15 protein-coding genes are annotated in these 17,951 nt (G+C 63.2%); 10 read left to right on the forward strand and 5 right to left on the reverse strand.

The window, feature by feature from the left end:
• The first annotated feature begins 65 nt into the window (after positions 1–65).
• From urtA to JQ591_RS07045, 8 genes are all read left to right on the forward strand, one after another.
• Complete coding sequence (urtA, locus tag JQ591_RS07010; protein WP_211395281.1) at positions 66–1,325, forward strand: urea ABC transporter substrate-binding protein; 1,260 nt, start codon at positions 66–68, stop codon at positions 1,323–1,325.
• Positions 1,326–1,468: 143 nt separating this feature from the next.
• Entirely contained in the window at positions 1,469–2,395 is a 927-nt protein-coding gene (gene urtB, locus JQ591_RS07015) for an urea ABC transporter permease subunit UrtB (RefSeq protein WP_211395282.1), read from the forward strand.
• A 17-nt stretch (positions 2,396–2,412) separates the two neighbouring features.
• Positions 2,413–3,555: an urea ABC transporter permease subunit UrtC gene (urtC, locus tag JQ591_RS07020; protein WP_211395283.1), complete on the forward strand. Its 1,143-nt coding sequence runs from the start codon at positions 2,413–2,415 to the stop codon at positions 3,553–3,555.
• A gap of 10 nt (positions 3,556–3,565) precedes the next feature.
• Positions 3,566–4,321, forward strand: coding sequence for an urea ABC transporter ATP-binding protein UrtD (gene urtD / locus JQ591_RS07025; RefSeq protein WP_211395284.1), 756 nt, complete (start codon positions 3,566–3,568; stop codon positions 4,319–4,321).
• Positions 4,322–4,332: 11 nt separating this feature from the next.
• On the forward strand, positions 4,333–5,022 hold the full coding sequence (gene urtE, locus JQ591_RS07030; protein ID WP_027514532.1) for an urea ABC transporter ATP-binding subunit UrtE: 690 nt from the start codon (positions 4,333–4,335) through the stop codon (positions 5,020–5,022).
• Positions 5,023–5,049: 27 nt separating this feature from the next.
• Positions 5,050–6,279: a formamidase gene (fmdA, locus tag JQ591_RS07035; RefSeq protein ID WP_007615916.1), complete on the forward strand. Its 1,230-nt coding sequence runs from the start codon at positions 5,050–5,052 to the stop codon at positions 6,277–6,279.
• A gap of 98 nt (positions 6,280–6,377) precedes the next feature.
• On the forward strand, positions 6,378–6,740 hold the full coding sequence (locus JQ591_RS07040) for an FmdB family zinc ribbon protein (RefSeq protein WP_211395285.1): 363 nt from the start codon (positions 6,378–6,380) through the stop codon (positions 6,738–6,740).
• Positions 6,741–6,780: 40 nt separating this feature from the next.
• Positions 6,781–7,821, forward strand: a complete 1,041-nt coding sequence (locus JQ591_RS07045) for an aliphatic amidase (protein WP_211395286.1) — start codon at positions 6,781–6,783, stop codon at positions 7,819–7,821.
• 68 nt (positions 7,822–7,889) lie between these two features.
• On the opposite strand, the gene JQ591_RS07050 is transcribed toward JQ591_RS07045, so the two are convergent.
• From JQ591_RS07050 to JQ591_RS07070, 5 genes are all read right to left on the reverse strand, one after another.
• Entirely contained in the window at positions 7,890–8,720 is an 831-nt protein-coding gene (locus JQ591_RS07050; RefSeq protein ID WP_211395287.1) for an MlaD family protein, read from the reverse strand.
• A gap of 157 nt (positions 8,721–8,877) precedes the next feature.
• Complete coding sequence (locus tag JQ591_RS07055) at positions 8,878–11,097, reverse strand: acetate--CoA ligase family protein (RefSeq protein WP_211395288.1); 2,220 nt, start codon at positions 11,095–11,097, stop codon at positions 8,878–8,880.
• Positions 11,098–11,257: 160 nt separating this feature from the next.
• The gene (locus tag JQ591_RS07060; RefSeq protein ID WP_211395289.1) at positions 11,258–12,238 is read right to left on the reverse strand and encodes a glycosyltransferase family 2 protein; all 981 of its coding nucleotides are present in this window, start codon (positions 12,236–12,238) and stop codon (positions 11,258–11,260) included.
• Between the two features lie 165 nt (positions 12,239–12,403).
• The gene (locus JQ591_RS07065) at positions 12,404–12,973 is read right to left on the reverse strand and encodes a class GN sortase (RefSeq protein WP_211395290.1); all 570 of its coding nucleotides are present in this window, start codon (positions 12,971–12,973) and stop codon (positions 12,404–12,406) included.
• Between the two features lie 169 nt (positions 12,974–13,142).
• Positions 13,143–15,404 carry a marine proteobacterial sortase target protein gene (locus tag JQ591_RS07070; protein ID WP_211395291.1) on the reverse strand — a complete coding sequence of 754 codons (2,262 nt, stop codon included), beginning with the start codon at positions 15,402–15,404 and terminating at the stop codon, positions 13,143–13,145.
• 184 nt (positions 15,405–15,588) lie between these two features.
• Between JQ591_RS07070 and JQ591_RS07075 the strand changes: the two genes are divergently transcribed.
• Positions 15,589–16,359 carry a helix-turn-helix transcriptional regulator gene (locus JQ591_RS07075; protein WP_211395292.1) on the forward strand — a complete coding sequence of 257 codons (771 nt, stop codon included), beginning with the start codon at positions 15,589–15,591 and terminating at the stop codon, positions 16,357–16,359.
• A 54-nt stretch (positions 16,360–16,413) separates the two neighbouring features.
• Entirely contained in the window at positions 16,414–17,907 is a 1,494-nt protein-coding gene (locus JQ591_RS07080; protein ID WP_249136543.1) for a glycosyltransferase family 2 protein, read from the forward strand.
• Positions 17,908–17,951 lie beyond the last annotated feature (44 nt).

Here is a 17,951-nt window from a genome sequence, read left to right on the forward strand (position 1 = left end):
GCTGCACAAATTCGAGCCATCCTCACGGCACCAATCGCGTGTCCTCGAACAAAAGTGGGGTGCTCATGTCAGACGAAGCAAACAAGGGCCTGTTGTCGCCGCTCCGGCGCAAATTATTGATGGGAATGGCCGCCGTGCCGGCCATCACGATGCTGCCGCGAGCATCTTTTGCGCAGGCCCCGGCGACCTCGGCGGTCAATACCACGGGCCTCGCGGTCACTGACACCGAGGTGACGGTCGGCATCCTGCATTCGGCGACCGGCACCATGGCCATCTCCGAGACCGGCTCGATCGAAGCCGAAAAGCTCGCCATCGAGCAGATTAACGCTATGGGCGGCGTGCTCGGGCGCAAGATCAAGTTCATCCAGGAAGACGGCGCCAGCGACTGGCCGACCTTTGCCGAAAAGGCCAAGAAGTTGCTCGTCAATGACAAGGTCGCGGCGATCATGGGCTGCTGGACCTCGGCATCCCGCAAGGCCGTGCTGCCGGTCATGGAGCAGTACAACGGCATGCTCTATTACCCGACCTTCTACGAAGGTCTCGAGCAGTCCAAGAACGTGATCTACACCGGCCAGGAAGCCACTCAGCAGATCCTCGCCGGCCTGAACTGGATCGCCAAGGAGAAGGGCGCGAAGTCGTTCTTCTTCATCGGCTCCGACTACATCTGGCCGCGCACCTCGAACAAGATCGCGCGCAAGCATGTCGAGAACGTGCTGAAGGGCAAGGTCGTCGGCGAGGAGTACTATCCGCTCGGCAACACCCAGTTCAACTCGGTCATCAACAAGATCAAGCTGACCAAGCCCGACGTGATCTTCACCGACGTCGTCGGCGGCTCGAACGTCGCGTTCTACAAGCAGCTCAAGGCCGCCGGCATCGACCTCTCCAAGCAGGCGCTGCTGACGATCTCGGTGACCGAAGACGAGATCGACGGTATTGGCGGTGAGAACATCGCGGGCGCCTATGCCTGCATGAAGTACTTTCAGTCGCTCGACAATCCGAACAACAAGGCCTTCGTGCCCGCGTTCAAGAAGATGTGGGGCGAGAAGACGGTGATCGGAGACGTCACCCAGGCTGCCTATCTCGGCCCGTGGCTGTGGAAGTTGACGGTCGAGAAGGCCGGCTCCTTCGACATCGACAAGATCGCGGCGGCTTCGCCGGGCATCGAGTTCAAGGGCGCTCCGGAAGGCTATGTGCGCATCCACGAAAATCATCACCTCTGGTCGAAGACCCGGGTGGGACGCGCCAAGCTCGATGGCCAGTTCGAACTGATCTACGAGACCGCCGATCTGGTCGAGCCGGATCCGTTCCCCAAGGGCTACCAGTAAGGGTCACCAGCAAGACGCGGCGCCTGCCAAGGCTTCTCTCGAGATCAAGCCTCTCCCTGGCGTGGATCGCAAGTCCGCGCCCAAGACCCCCGCGTCGCGAACCTGCTCGCGACGCGGGACCCTTTCCCCGACGGAGGACATCGATGTTCGGCGACTACTCGCTTGGTGACCTTGGCTCCATCTTCGTCATGCAGGGCTTTGCAGGACTGATCCTGTTCTCCGTCTACGTCCTGATGGCGCTGGGTCTTGCGATCATCTTCGGCCAGATGGGCGTCATCAACATGGCCCATGGCGAGTTCATGATCCTCGGGGCCTACGTCACCTGGATGACCTCGAATTTCTTCCAGTCCTATTTGCCGAGCCTGTTCAGCGGCTACTTCTTCCTCGCGATGATCCTGGCCTTTGTCGCGTCCGGTGCGCTGGGGATGCTGGTGGAATGGGTGTTGATACGGCATCTCTACAAGCGCCCGCTCGACACGCTGCTTGCGACCTGGGGCCTCAGCCTGATGCTGCAACAGGCCTATCGCTCCGTGTTCGGCGCGCGCGAGGTCGGCGTCGAGCTGCCGCAATGGATGCTTGGCTCGCTGCACGTGACCGACAGTATCGAAGTGCCGATCAACGGCGTTTTCGTGATGTGCCTCACCGTCCTGATCACCGTCGGGGTTGCCTACGTGATGTACAAATCGCGCTGGGGCCGGCAGGTGCGCGCCGTCGTGCAGAACCGCATCATGGCCGGCGCCGTCGGCATCAACACCGAAAAGGTGGATCGCTACACCTTCGGCCTCGGCTGCGGCATTGCCGGTGTGGCGGGGAGCGCCTTCACCATGATCGGCTCGACCGGGCCGACCTCCGGACAGCTCTACATCGTCGATACGTTCCTGGTGGTCGTGTTCGGCGGCGCGGCAAGCCTGCTCGGCACCATCGCATCCGCCTTCTCGATCTCGCAGACGCAATCGACGCTCGAATTCTTCTTGTCGGGCTCGATGGCCAAGGTGCTCACGCTGCTTGCCGTCGTCGGCATCCTGATGCTGCGGCCGCAGGGTCTCTTCGCCCTCAAAGTCCGCAAATAACAAGAAGCAGACAAGTCATGGTCATCAACTTACGCTTCTTCAATCGATCCGAGCTCATGGGCTTCATTGTTCTGGCCGCCGTGCTGTTCGTGATCCTGCCGCTGTCGCTCGATGTATTCCGTCTCAATCTGGTCGCGAAATATCTGACCTACGCCTTTGTCGCACTCGGCCTCGTGCTGTGCTGGGGTTATGGCGGCATTCTGAGTCTCGGGCAGGGCGTGTTCTTCGGACTCGGCGGCTATTGCATGGCGATGTTCCTCAAGCTGGAAGCCTCCAGCGTCGAGAACACGAAAATCCAGTCGACGCCGGGCATCCCGGATTTCATGGACTGGAATCAGATCACGTCACTGCCGCTGTTCTGGCAGCCGTTTCACAGTCTCACCTTCACCATCCTCGCCATCATCCTGGTTCCCGGCATCTTCGCGCTGATCATCGGCACCGCGATGTTCAAGCGCCGCGTCGGCGGCACCTATTTCGCGATCATCACCCAGGCCGTCGCGGCCATCCTGACCATCCTGATCGTCGGTCAGCAGGGCTACACCGGTGGCATCAACGGCATGACCGACCTACGCACTCTCAAGGGTTGGGACATCCGGCCCGACCACGCCAAGGTCATCCTGTACTTCGTCGAAGTGGTGCTGCTGTTCGCCTGCATCGGCATCGCGCAGTTCATTCGCCTGACCAAGCTCGGCCGCATCCTGGTGGCGATGCGCGAACAGGAGGATCGCGTCCGCTTCTCCGGTTACAGCGTCGCCAACTTCAAGATCTTTGCGTTCTGCATGGCCGCGGTCTTCGCCGCGATCGGCGGGGCGATGTTCGCGCTCAATGTCGGTTTCATGTCGCCATCCTTTGTCGGCATCGTGCCGTCGATCGAGATGGTGATCTACACCGCAGTCGGCGGACGGATGTCGATCTTCGGCGCGATCTGGGGGGCAATTCTGGTGAACTTCGCCAAGACCAGCCTGTCGGAGTCCTTCCCGCAACTCTGGCTGTTCGGCCTCGGCGCACTGTTCATCGCGGTCGTGCTCGCCTTCCCGAACGGTCTGTCCGGGCTCTGGGCCGACTACGTGCAGCCGCGGATCGACCGCTTGTTCACCTCGCGCAAGTCGAAGTCGGCCTGGAAAGACAATTCGGTCGCCGACGGCGCGCCCGCAGAGTGAGGAGACGATAATGCTCGTCGGACATCAGCCCAAGGAATTCCTGCTCGCGGTCTCCGGATTAACCGTCTCGTTCGACGGGTTCAAAGCCGTCAATGACCTTTCCTTCTACATCGAGGAGAACGAAATCCGCGTCATCATCGGGCCGAACGGCGCTGGCAAGACGACCGTGCTCGACCTGATCTGCGGCAAGACCAAAGCGACCGAGGGCTCGATCCAGTTTCGCGGCACGGAGCTGACGAAGCTGAAGGAGAACGAGATCGTCAAGGCCGGGGTGGGACGCAAGTTCCAGACGCCGTCGGTGTTCGAGGATCTCACCGTGTTCGAGAATCTCGAGATCTCCTTTCCGCGCGGTCGCACCGTGTTCGGCTCGCTGACCTTCCAGCGCGACCAGCAGGTCAAGGACCGGGTCGAGGAAGTCGCCGAGATGATCTTCCTCAAGGACAAGCTCAACACCTATGCATCCGAGCTCAGTCATGGCCAGAAGCAATGGCTCGAGATCGGCATGCTGCTGATCCAGGACCCCGACCTGCTGATGCTCGACGAGCCCGTCGCCGGCATGAGCGTGTCCGAGCGCGCCAAGACCGCCGAGCTGCTCAACCGCATCATCAAGAACCGCTCGGTGCTCGTCATCGAGCACGACATGAAGTTCGTCGAGGACATCGCGCACAAGGTCACCGTGCTTCACCAGGGCCAGATCCTCTCGGAAGGAACCATGGAGAAGGTGAAGAACGACCCCAAGGTCGTCGAAGTCTATCTGGGTCACTAAGGAGCGCGACGATGCTGGCTATTTCTGATCTTCACGTCGCCTACGGCCAGAGCGAGGTGCTGCACGGGCTCAACGTCAAGGTCGCGCCCAACGAGATCGTGGCGATCATGGGCCGCAACGGCATGGGCAAGACCACGCTGATGAAATCGCTGATGGGCATCCTGCCGGCGAAGAGCGGCTCGGTGACCATGGACGGCGCCGAGCTCGGCAGCCTACCGAGCTACGAGCGGGTGGCCAAGGGCCTCGCCTATGTGCCGCAGGGCCGCATGATCTTCTCGACCATGACGGTGAAGGAGAACATCGAGACCGGCCTCGTGGTCTCCGGCGGAACCGAGGTGCCCGGCGACATCTACGAACTGTTTCCGGTGCTGCTGGAGATGAAGGACCGCCGTGGCGGCAATCTCTCCGGCGGCCAGCAGCAACAACTCGCGATCGCTCGCGCGCTGGCGACCAAGCCAAAAGTGCTGCTGCTGGACGAGCCGACCGAAGGCATCCAGCCGTCGATCATCAAGGAAATGGCGCGTACGCTCAAGCGCATCCGCGACGAGAAGGGGCTTTCGATCGTCGTGTCCGAGCAGGTCCTGAGCTTCGCTCTCGATATCGCCGACCGTGTACTGGTGATCGAGAACGGCGAAATCGTCCGCGACGATCCGCGCGACGCCGTCGATGCCGCGCAGGTTTCGAAATATCTGTCCGTCTAACCAACCGTGTAAAAGGGGAGCATCTCGATGCCAGAGACACTGATCAAGGTCGATCTCACCAAGTCGGCCTATGAAAATGACATGGTGCACAACCGCTGGCACCCCGACATTCCGATCGTAGCCTGGGTCAATCCCGGCGACGATTTCATCATCGAGACTTATGACTGGACCGGCGGTTTCATCAAGAACAACGATTCTGCCGACGACGTGCGCGACATCGATCTGTCGATCGTGCACTTCCTCTCCGGCCCGATCGGCGTCAAGGGCGCCGAGCCCGGCGACCTCCTCGTCGTCGACCTGCTCGACGTCGGTCCGATGAAGGAGAGCATGTGGGGTTTCAACGGCTTCTTCTCCAAGCAGAACGGCGGCGGCTTCCTCACGGATCATTTTCCGCTGGCGCAGAAGTCGATCTGGGACATCAAGGGCCTCTACACCTCGTCGCGGCATATTCCGGGCGTCAACTTCGCCGGCCTGATCCATCCCGGCCTGATCGGCTGTCTGCCCGATCCGAAGATGCTGGACACCTGGAACAAGCGCGAGGCCGAGCTGATCGCGACCAACCCGACCCGTGTGCCCGGCCTTGCCAATCCGCCGTTCGCGCCGACCGCTCATGGAGGCCGCGCCAAGGGCGACGTCAAGGACAAGATCGGTGCCGAAGGCGCGCGCACGGTGCCGCCGCGCGAGCACGGCGGCAATTGCGACATCAAGGACCTCTCGCGCGGCTCGAAGATCTACTTCCCGGTCTACGTCCCGGGTGCCGGTCTCTCGATGGGCGATCTGCACTTCAGCCAGGGCGACGGTGAGATCACTTTCTGCGGTGCGATCGAGATGGCCGGCTGGCTGCATCTGAAGGTCGAGGTGATCAAGGACGGCATGGCGAAGTACGGTGTCAAGAATCCGATCTTCAAGCCGTCGCCGATTACGCCGAACTACAAGGACTATCTGATCTTCGAAGGCATCTCGGTCGACGAGGCCGGCAAGCAGCACTATCTCGACGTTACCATCGCCTATCGCCAGGCCTGCCTGAATGCGATCGAATACCTGAAGAAGTTCGGCTACTCCGGCGCCCAGGCCTATTCGATCCTTGGCACCGCGCCGGTCCAAGGTCACATCTCCGGCGTGGTCGACGTGCCGAACGCCTGCGCCACGCTATGGCTCCCGACGGAGATTTTCGATTTCGACGTGATGCCGTCGTCGGCCGGACCGATCAAGCACATCAAGGGCGACATCCAGATGCCGATCTCGCCGGACAAATAGTCTCCCTGCGCGACGGGATGCGGGACGGCAGGCTATTTGCCGCCCCGCATCCGCCGCGGAATGGCTTCTCTTTCAGGCAACAGCGTAGGGATGATGCGATGCCGGTCTATGAATATCTCTGTGACGATTGCGGTCCGTTCAAGGATCTGCGCCCGATGGCCGAATACGACGATCCGCAGGCCTGTCCAAGTTGCGAGACCATGGCGCCGCGGGTGATCCTGACCGCGCCGAATTTCTTCTGCATGCCCTCGGAGAAACGAAAAGCTCACGCCGTCAACGAGCGCAGCTCGCACGCGCCGCAGACGCTTGCGCAATACAAGGCCTCGCATGGCCCCGGCTGCGGCTGCTGTTCAACGGGAAAAAACTCGTCGGACAAGAAAAAGCCGGCGCGGCTGGTGACCAAGTCCAGGAGCGGCGCGAAGGGTTTTCCGACCGCGCGGCCCTGGATGATCAGTCACTGATTCAAGCGGAAATCTCAAACAGAGTAGAGGAGCAATTCAAATGCTTCACGGTGACATCTCCAGCAGCAACGACACCGTCGGCGTCGCGGTGGTCAACTACAAGATGCCCCGTCTGCACACCAAGGCGGAGGTGCTCGACAACGCCCGCAAGATCGCCGACATGGTGGTGGGCATGAAGACCGGTCTGCCCGGCATGGATCTGGTGATTTTCCCGGAATACTCCACCCAGGGCATCATGTACGACTCCAAGGAAATGTATGAGACTGCTTGTGCGGTCCCCGGGGAAGAGACCGCGATTTTTGCCGAGGCCTGCCGCAAGGCCAAGGTGTGGGGCGTGTTCTCGCTGACCGGCGAGCGCCACGAGGAGCATCCGCACAAGGCGCCCTACAACACCCTGATCCTGATGAACGACAAGGGTGAGATCGTGCAGAAGTACCGCAAGATCATGCCGTGGGTGCCGATCGAGGGCTGGTATCCCGGCAATTGCACCTATGTCTCCGACGGCCCGAAAGGAATGAAGGTCAGCCTGATCATCTGCGACGACGGCAACTTCCCGGAGATCTGGCGCGACTGCGCCATGAAGGGGGCCGAGCTGATCGTACGCTGCCAGGGCTACATGTATCCGGCCAAGGAGCAGCAGATCCTGATTTCCAAGGCGATGGCTTGGGCCAACAACGTCTATGTCGCGGTGGCCAACGCTGCCGGCTTCGACGGCGTCTATTCCTATTTCGGTCACTCCGCGATCATCGGCTTCGACGGCCGCACCCTCGGCGAGTGCGGCGAGGAGGACTACGGCATCCAGTACGCCCAGCTGTCGAAACATTTGATCCGCGATGCGCGCCGCAACGGCCAGTCGCAGAACCATCTCTACAAGCTGGTCCATCGCGGCTACACCGGCATGATCAATTCCGGCGAGAGCCCGCGCGGCGTCGCGGCCTGCCCCTATGATTTCTACAAGAACTGGATCGCCGACCCCGAAGGCACGCGGGACATGGTCGAGGCGATGACCCGCTCGACGCCGGGCACCGACGAATGCCCGATCGACGGCATCCCGAACGAAGCGGCTCCGAGCAACTACTGAGCCATGGCGGGCATCAACCACCCGCTCCTACGCCGGCAAGGGCGTCGTCCGCTACGCTTGGCAAGGATCTACCGCTTCTGCTGCGCGGGTTTGCGCGGCGGGCGCGGGGCGGCGGCCGGGGTGGACGTCCCGCTCATCTTGTTGGCGGCCTCGCTGACGTCGAGCAGCGAGCGACGGATGTCATCGAGGAAGTTCGCCGATTTCTTCCTCATGGTGTCGGCGAGCTCGTGCAATCCCTGTATCTTTTCGAACAGCTCATCCGCCTTGCCGTCGGCAAAGCCGGGCACCACGCCCTCGATCTTCGTGACCGCCTTGTCGAAGCCCGCGAAGGCGCTGTCGACCTTGGCCATGACGGAATCGATTTCGCCGCCCTTGCTCCGGAGATCGGCGGTGTAGTTCTCGAACGTGCGCAGGCCCTCCTTGATTGCCGGGGCGTTGCTGACGATCGTACGGTCGACACTATGCAGGGTGTCGACGATGGATTCGGCGTCGCTGAGATCGGCGGTCAGCACGGGGACGCCGTCCGAGTCGAGCGGCACCGGCGGCGCGGAGGGAGCGCCCCCGATCAGCGAGATCGCGGCGACGCCGGTGAGACCCTGGAACTCGATGCCCGCGACGGTGTCCTTGCGGATCGGCGCGGTGTTGTCGAGCATGACCAGCGCCACGACCTTGCGCGGATTGTCCAGCTTGATCGACAGGATCTGGCCCGCGGGAACACCGTCGAAATTGACCGGCCCGCCGCGGCGAAGCCCGCTGGCCGAGCCGCCCTCGAATACCACGCGCAGCTGGCTGCGGCTCTGGATGGTGCGCCATTTCTGCACGCCGAGCAGGCCGCCGAATGCCACGGCGATCGCCACCAGCGTCGCCGTTCCGATCACCAGATTGCTCGCGCGTGCCATGCAGGGTGATTTTACGGTCAAAACGGGGAAGTTGGAAGGATGATGCTGCGGCCGTCATGTTACGTAGGGCCGGTTAGCGAAGCGTAACCCGCCACTGCCTCTCGCGTCTGCCGTGAGGATCGGCGGACCACGCTGCGCTAATCCGCCCTACGCGACGTCAATGCCCGGCGGCGCGTTTTGCTGCAGCATTGTTCAGCACGATGAGGGCATCGACGGCGACGCCGGTCCTGGCATTGATCAGGAACGGATTGACGTCGATCGAGGCGATCCGGTCGCCGGCATCCGCGATCAGGTTGGACAGACCGACCAGCGCCTTCACGGCGGAAGCCTCGTGCAAGGCCGGCTTGCCACGATAGCCGCGCATCTTGATGCCGGCCTTGGTACGGCCGATCAGATGCCTCGCCTCAGTCTCGTCCAGCGGCGCGCCGGCGAGCGCGACGTCCTTCATCAGCTCGATGTCGATGCCGCCGGTGCCGAACAGCACGACCGGACCCATCTCGGCATCGAGGGAGGCGCCGACCACGAGCTCGAGATCGGCCTTGACCTGTTGCGCGATCAGGATGCCGTCGAGCTTCGGCTTGCCCTTCAGCCTGTTCACCCGCGCGGTGATGTCGGCGAACGCTTTCTTCACCTCGGCCGCGCTGCTAAGATTCAGCACCACGCCGCCGATGTCGGATTTGTGCAGGATCTCGGCGCTGACGACTTTCGCCACGACCGGGAAACCGATCTGCTTCGCGATCTTCACGGCCTCGGCTGCCGTCTGTACGATTGCCTCCTTCGAGATCGGGATGCCATAGGCCTTCAGGAGCTTCTTCGATGCGACTTCGTCGAGCGCGGCGCCGGTTGCCGATTTCAGCGCCTTCTCCAGCACCGCACGGGCGGCAGGCTTCGAGCTCGAGACGATATCGGGCACTTCCTTGTGCAGCTTGGCGTAGTCGAGCAGCGACTTGATCGCAGTCACCGCGCGATCCATGCCCTGCATGACCGCAAGATGCGGCAGCGACTTGCGCAAGGTCTTGGTGAACTCGGTGAAGCCGATCGACATCGCGCTGATATAGATCACCGGCTTCGAGGCCCGGCTCGCCATCTCGTCGACGATACGCAGATTGCGTTCGCGCAGCTCGTGCGGCGCTTTCGGCAGCTCGGCATCGATGATGACGATGTCGATATCGGGGTCGTCGATCATCAGTCCGATCGATTTCATGTAGACGGAGGGATCGACCACCGCGGCAAAGCCAGCGTCGAGGGGGTTGCCGACGATCGAGCCCGGCCCGAGCATTTTTGCCAGCTCAGAGCCGACATGCGAGCTGAGTGGCGCAAAATTCAGGCCTTCTGCATCGAAGGCATCGATCAGCATGCCGCGCTTGCCGCCGGACAGCGTCACTGCGGCGAGCCGGTCGCCCCTGGGCATAGCGGCGTGGACGAAGCATTCGGTGGTCTCGATCAGCTCGTCGAGCCCGCCGACCCTGATGACCCCTTCGCGCGTTGCAATGGCGTCGAATGTCTCGATCGAGCCCGCGAGCGCGCCGGTGTGTGCCATCGCCGCCGCGCGGCCACCCTCGGACGCCCCGAGCTTGAGCGCGATCACCGGCTTGCTCGCGGCGCGCGCCGCCTTGCAGGCGTCCCGGAATGCCTTGGTGTTGCGCACGCCTTCGAGGTAGACCACGATCACCTTGATGCTCGGATCCTCGGCGAAATAGCGCATCAGGTCCGGCGTCTCGAGCCCGGCCTCGTTGCCGGTCGTCACCATGTAGCCGACCCCGACGCCGCGATCTTCCAGTGCCTGGCGGATCGCCATGACGATGGCGCCGGATTGTCCGGCAATCGCCACCGCGCCCTGTTCCATGGTGACGATACGGTCGTCGATATTGGTGAAGAGCTTTTCGCCGGCGCTCAAATTGCCGAGGCAGTTCGGGCCGGTGACCGCCAATCCCGTCTCGCGCACGGCCGCTTGCAGTTCGGCGGCGAGCTTCTGACTCTCCTCGTCCTGCAGCTCGCTGAAGCCCGAGGTGACGATGGTGGCCGAGCGCGCGCCGGCCGCGGCGGCATCGCGGATCACCTGCACGGCAAAGCGCGCCGGCACCAGCACCAGCACGTGGTCGGGCTTCTCCGGAAGGCTTGCAAAGTCCTTGTAGCAGGGGACGCCCCAGATGGCGTCGCGTTTGGCATTGACCGGATAGAGCCCGCCCTCGTAGCCGTATTTGACCAGGTTGTTCCAGATGCGCTCGGCATAGTTGCCGGGCTTGTCGGTCGCGCCCACCAGCACGATGTTGCGCGGATGCAGCATGGCGTGGATGCCCTTGACGATGTCGCTCGCATCGGGCGTTGGGGACCATGGGTGCGATGAACCGGACGCAGCAGATACGCGAGCTTCCATGGCGTGACCTCACCTGTTGTTCTTGTTGGCGGTGCGTCACTCTGTTCTATGGCGAGTTCTGCGGACTGGCAACCACGTGGGCGGGTATGCCGTGCGGTGGAATGAGCGCGCATCGAGCCAATGGTGATCGACATGTTCGGATCACGGTTCGCGCTATCGTTCAGTACCGCAGCAGGCTGAGCTTGTAGGCGTAGTGATAGGCCATCTGCTTCGCGAGATAGGGAGCGATGGCGCGCCGGATCTGCATCTGTGTCGGATCGTAGCCGAGAATGCGGCGCCGCAGGGTGCCCATCTCCCTGACGCCGACCGCATAGGTAGATGCCGTCTTTTGTGCGTCATGGATTCGGAAACAGGCGAGAAATCGCGGCAAGCGTGCGAATTTGAATCCCGCGGCTTGCGCCCGCAGGATGAAGTCCCAGTCCAGCGCGTAGTGGAAGCTCTCGTCGATCGGCCCGATCCTGTCCCACACGCGCTTGCGCCAGAACATCGTCTCTTGCGGAATGTAGTCGGCGTATCGCAACGCCTTGCCGTCATGAGGCGGCAGCACGGCGCGGCCGACCTCGAGTCCCTCGCGATCGACGAAGACGCGGTGGCCGTAGACGACGTCGACATGCGGATGTGCGATGAAGTAATTTGCGACATAGGCAAGTGTCCCGGGCAGCAGCATGTCGTCGCTGTTGAGATAGGCCATGATCTCGCTCTCGATGCCGGCGAAGCCGAGATTGATGGCGCTGGACTGTCCCTTGTCCGGTTCGCTCTTCCAGCTCAGGCTTTCGCCGCGGCTCTTCAGGAGATCGAGCGTGCCGTCGATCGAGGCGCCGTCCTGCACGTGGTAATACAGGTTCGGATAGTTCTGGCTGACGATGCTGTCGATCGTGGCGCCGAGATACTGCGCATGGTTGTAGCTCGGCGTGACCATCGCGATTCGGGGCGCACTCGAATGGATCGCAGGCGCCGGCGGGAAAGCCGTCAGGTTGAGCAGGCGCGGCGGATATTGCTCGAAGGTCCACATCGGCGGGCGGCGCCAGAGGCTCCGAAGCGAGGAGCGTCTTTGCCCGGCGGCAATACGATCCTGGTTCCTCTCCAGGAGTGCGACGCGGTTTTCGAGCTGTTCGAGACGCTGCCTGAACTCCTCGTCCATCACCGTTCTTCTCGCAAATTGCAGCGCAAAATACTCAATGGGCCAATCTTAATAGGTCTCCGGCCGACGGCGCCAGTTCAGCGGTTCCATCAAGCGTGATTGCCCAAGAGTCAGGCGCAGCTTCAAAGGGGTCGGTTGCTCCCGGACGGAACCGACTGCGAACCGCTATTCATCGGCTCTGATCAGGGTGGCATGCAGGATGTAGCGCTCGGGGCCGGACGAGACGGCGTCGAACGGCCAGCAGGTTGCGAGCACGAGCTCAAAGCCCTGCGTTGCGGGTCCGATACCCGATGCATCGAAACGAACCACAGCGGAGGAATCCGCGCGATAGCGGAAGTGTTTACCGTCACTGCGTGTGACATCGATCAGGTCACCAATGGCAACATTCCGCAGGAAACGGAAGTGTGTGTCGCGATGCGCTGCATATACGGCAACCCCGCGCTCGCCCGCATCAGCCGTTTGGTGGATATGGCCGGGTCCAAAAGCGAGCGCCTGGCCGCTCGTGCCTTCCAGCACGATCGCGCTGGCGCCGATCCGCCTCACCTCGATCCGCGCGACCGGCCAGGTATCGGCCCATGACCATGGCCGGACTACCTCGCCGATCGCAACGCTCCGGTCGAACGCGCGCTCCAGCAGCACCTGCGCGAGCCACGCTTTGGCATGGATGTAGGCGCCGTCGCCGAACAGGATGATGCCGATCAGGGCGAGAGCCAGGGGAGAGATGAAGCGGGGCATTGTTTCCACACTCGTCATTGCGAGCGAAGCGAAGCAATCCAGAATCTTTCCGCGGAGGCAGCCTGGATTGCTTCGCTGCGCTCGCAATGACAACAAAAAGGCGCGCGCGGCCGTTGGTGTGGGACGGGCAGCCGCGCGCGCTAACAGAGGAGTTCGGGGGGCTCCTCTCTCAAGCGGCGTCAGTGAGCAAGGACTGACGCCGGTTGAACACGAAAAGGATCAGGGCGAGCACGACCAGGATCAGGCCCGCGGTCATCTTCAGCTCGGCCGAGGTCGCGGTCTTGGGCAGGCGGATCGCATCCGGTGCGGCGGGCGTCGGCCGCCTCGTGGCCGGCTGGTTGCGGGCATCGGCGTGACGCTCGCGGAGCTGCGCCGGGACCTGCTGTCGTTCACCAAAGACCTTCGCGAAATCCCAACCGGCCGGCAGGTTGATCGGCAATTCGCTGAGCTTGAGCGGCTCGCCTTCGGGACGGCTCGGCGTCTTGTCGACCGCGACGAGGCTGGTGAGCCGCGTGACGATCTGATGGTCGAGCGCCAGTGCCAGGATCGCCTTGTCGGAGTCCTCTAGCGTCATCTCGCGCAGGGTGCGCGCCACTTCGGCATCGTCGATCTTGCGCTTGGCCCAAAGCTTCGACAGGCCCTTGCCTTCGGCCGCATTTTGCAGCGGCAGCGTCACCGACCATGGGCGGTCGCCGACGCGGCCCTTGATCTCGACCGAGCCCGCGAGCGTGTCGAGCTTTGCCGCCAGCACCAGCGGCTCGTCGCGATAGACGTCGGGAATGATCGTCGGTGTGACGTCCGCCTTGGCCTCGGAGAACTTTGCGCTCAGGCCGGTCACGGCCGGGTTCTCGAGCTTGGCAAACAGGCCGCGCATGCGCTCCTCGACCTGCTCGACGGAGCCGATATGGGTGAAGGCACCGCGGCCGAGCTCGGCCGCGCGCGTCATCAGATAGGTGTTGGGGGCCGACCCGATGCCGACCATGAACACGCGCGAGCGGCCGCGCATCGCCGTGATCGTTTCGAACAATTGCTGCTCGTTTCCGATCGCACCATCGGTCAGGAATACGACCTGGCGAACCATGCTGGTGTCGCCGAGCTTGTCGGTCAGCGCGGCCCGCATCGCCGGCACCATCTCGGTGCCGCCACGCGCCTGCAGCGCGCTGACGAACGAGGTGGCTTCACCGACACGCGCGGCATCCGCCGTCACGGAGGCCGGAAACAGCACGTCCATGGTGTCGTCGAAGCGGATGACGTTGAAACGGTCGGTCGGCTGGAGACGGGAGAGCGCGTAAGTGAGGCTCGCCTTGGCCTGAACGATCGACGTGCCGCCCATCGAGCCGGAATTGTCGATCACGAACACCACTTCGCGCGGCCGTGGCTTCTGCGTCGCCTGCTCGGCGGCAGGCGGGGTGACGAAGGCGAGCAAGTAATCGGCGTCGCCGACGCGCTCGCGGAACAAACCGACCGACGGCGCCTTCACAGCGGCCGGCTTCCAGGTCAGTTCGAAATCGCGGTCGGCAGGCACGGCACCGTCGGCAAGCGTGACGATTCGCGTCGTGTTGTCCGGGCTCTCGACCTTGACGTTATGGTGGGGGCTCTTGACCTCGCCGAGCGCAAAGCCGGCGTTCAGGCGTACCGTGATGCTGGTCGGATTGACCGGCGCATTCCGGGCGGGATCCAGCACGGGCGGCGAGATGCGGTCGCGGTCCGGCACCGGGTCCGAATTCGTCGCGCCCCAGCCGGAACCATCGTTGCGGAAGTCGACGCCCTGGACGATCGGCGCCGGATTGTAGCGCGGCCCGACCACCAGCGGCAGCCGCAGCGAATATTCGTTGCCGGATTGATGCACCGGCTCCTGATATTCGATCTGCACCAGCACGGTTTCGCCGGGACCGATATTGGCGACAGAGTTGGTGAAGATGTTCGGCCGCTCCTGTTCGGTGAGCGCGGCTTTCTGCCCGGCCCGGCGAGCCTCTTCGTAGATCACGCGCGCCTGCTGCCGCTCCTTGATGTCGCCGACGATGACGCGGTCGCCGACCACCATCTTCAGCGTATCGACGGCACCGCCGGCGGGGAGCGGATAGACATAGGTCGCCTCGACCCAGTCCTTGGTCGGATTGCGGAAGACCTGGGTTACGCGAGCGCGCAGCGTCGGGCCTGATACCGTGATGTCCACGTCGATGCCGAGGCGGATTGCTTCCGTGTAGGCGCCATCCTCCTTGAGGAGGAGGGACCCGGATTTGGCATCGCCGGGCTGGAGCAGGCTGGCCTGCTCCGTCGTCGCCGACCAGCCCGGCTCGAAGCTCACCAGCAGAGCCACGAAGGCGACCAGCATCACCGCGATGCCCTGCACCAGGAGAAACAATCCGAGCTTGATCAGCCGCCCCAGCATGGGGTGTTGGTCGCTGTCCGTCGTGTCGTAGGTATCCATTTCGACTGCTCCCGAGGATGTTCGCTGGCCCTGAGCATCCGCCGGGACAGCCCGATTTCGCGAGCAGAATGATCGGCAATGATCCGCCGCGGCCGGCCCGCGCGTGGCCGCCGCCGGGTGGCCAAGTGCGGTTTTGTGCTGGTTTGTCCGCCCTGCTAGGATGTCGTCCTGGAGCAGGGCCACGATGCAGACGCAGGACAAATTCACCGACAAGCAGCTTTCGGACGAGCAGAGCCGCGAGATCGCGGAGACCATCCGCGAGGAGCTCGCCAGGCGCCGGATCTCTCGGCAGGCGCTGGCCGAGCAGGCCAAGCTCAGCCTGTCGACGCTGGAGAAGGTGCTCGGCGGCCGACGGCCGTTCACGCTGGCGACCACGGTGCGGCTGGAGCAGGCGCTGGGCGTCTCCCTGCGCAGAAGCGCCGTCGTGGTGACGCCTCCGGCCGCAAGCGATGTCGCGCCCGACAGCCTCGGCTCCTATGCACATCGCGCGGTGACCTGGCTCGAGGACGTCTACATCACGCTGCGACCGTCGTTCGGCGACAAGGACGCGATCTTCGCCTACCGCACCGAGATCGTCTGGGAGCCGAAGGTCTCTTCACTGGTGTTCCGCGAGGGTGAGCGGACCGATGCCGCCTACGAGCACACCGGCGAGGTTGCGGTGCCGCATCAGTCCGGTTTCATCTATCTCGTCATCATCAAGCACGGCCAGCATCGCGTGATCACGGTGTCGCGGCCGACGGTCGCCGGCGAGATGTACGGGATCATCTCGACCCTCCGCGCCGGCCCCGGCTCGCAGCTGACGCCGATCGCAGCGCCGATCGCCTATGTGCCGGCACGGAATATTATCGATCCGGCGGTGGGCCGGATCGCATCCGAGCAGGCAAACTACGAGCTGTATCGGAATCATCTGCGCCGCACTGTCGACGAATCGTTTGCGTTGTTTTTACCCGCCTAGACCTTGCGCCTGTGTCGGTGACCCGCGCGATCATGTTGAGGAGAGAGATCGGGCATGAGCTCCGACCAACCCATGTTCTCCGTCATCATTCCGCTCGACGATCACCGCGGGCAGTGGCGGCAATCCTGGTTCGGCTGGAGATCGCAGACCGTAGACAAGTCCTTGTACGAAATTATCCTCGTTGTACCGCCTGATTCCGTGCTCCGCGCCCACATCGAGGCCCTCGTCGGCGACGAGGCGCATCTCGAATGCAGCGAGTCCGAACACGATATTGAGTTAAGTGCCCTCGGCGCGGCGAAAGCCCGAGGCAGCTACCTGTTCTTCACGGAATCGCACTGCCGCCCCGAGCCGGATGTGCTCGAACTCTGCATGCGCGCCATCACGGATCATCCCGATTGGTCGGGCTTCTCCTGCCGTTCGATCCCGATCTGCCACAACGCCCTGTCGGTGGCAGAAGCCGCAATGTATCAATCCGACATCGAATTCGGCATGACCCAGCATCCCTGGCTCAAGGTGCTCGACCAATGCTTCGTGACACGACGTGACGCCTATGAGGAGTGTGGCGGCCTGCGCACGGATCTGGGCCATTTCGCCGAATGGGTGCTGGCCGCCACCTATTACGCGCGCGGTCACGTCATCGGCTATCTCGATGAGGCCCGCGTCCATCACTTCTACGTCGGCCGGCTCGATGAGCTCGAGACGTTCACGCTCGATTTTGTCCAGGGCGAGATCCGCTATCTAAGCGAGGCGCGCCGCGATCCCGGCAGCGAGCTGCTCGAAATTCCGCGCGAATGGAGCTGTCAGGACAATTTCGATACCGCGTTGGCACGCAACGCGCTCGTCGCGCTTGTGCGATACAGCCTCACAGGCCGCGGCTGGTGGCGGCCCGACGAGAAGCTCCGTTCATTCTGGCGCTGGGTCGAGCCGGCCCTTCTTGGCGACCACCTCGCGCGCGCTCGGGCGCGCGCGGCGGCATCATATGCGCGCGTGGTGTTGACAGCCCTGACTTCGGTCGGATCGGTCCGAACCAATGCACGATGGATGACGCGGTATATTGCCTCGCTCATCCACCTGCAGAGGCTCGACTGCATCACTCGTGTTCGCCGGCAGGGAGGCGGCGTCCTGCAACGTCTGGGCGCCAATGTGCTTGCGCAGGCCGGGTTCCACGACGTGGAATCCTCCGCCGGTCACACATTCCGCTGGAGCGAGCCGCAGGCTGCCGTGCGGATCAAGGGGACGCCGGGCCGCAACGTTGTTCGTATTCGAAGCCCCGCATTTCACGCGCCGCTGGACAGGATCGGCACGCGTTTCTATTTCGACGGCACGCCTGTCGCCCCCGAAACGATCGTGACCGGTTGTGACAGCTACGCGCTGAGTCTCGATCTGCCGCCAACTGGGATCGCCACCCTCGCGTGGTCATGCCCCGTGTTCAGGGGCGTCGGCGATCCGCGTCGTCTCGGCCTGTCGATCGTGGCGATAGACGTCGGGCAGGATACGCTCGCGATCGAAAGCGCGGGAACGCCCTCCGCGCTCGCCGAAAAGGAATAGCGGCCCTTCGGCCGCTATTCGGTAGTTCCAGGCTGTTGCTTTCA

Origin of the sequence: Bradyrhizobium canariense, assembly GCF_018130465.1 — a bacterium.
GTDB classification, from domain to species: Bacteria; Pseudomonadota; Alphaproteobacteria; order Rhizobiales; family Xanthobacteraceae; genus Bradyrhizobium; species Bradyrhizobium canariense_C.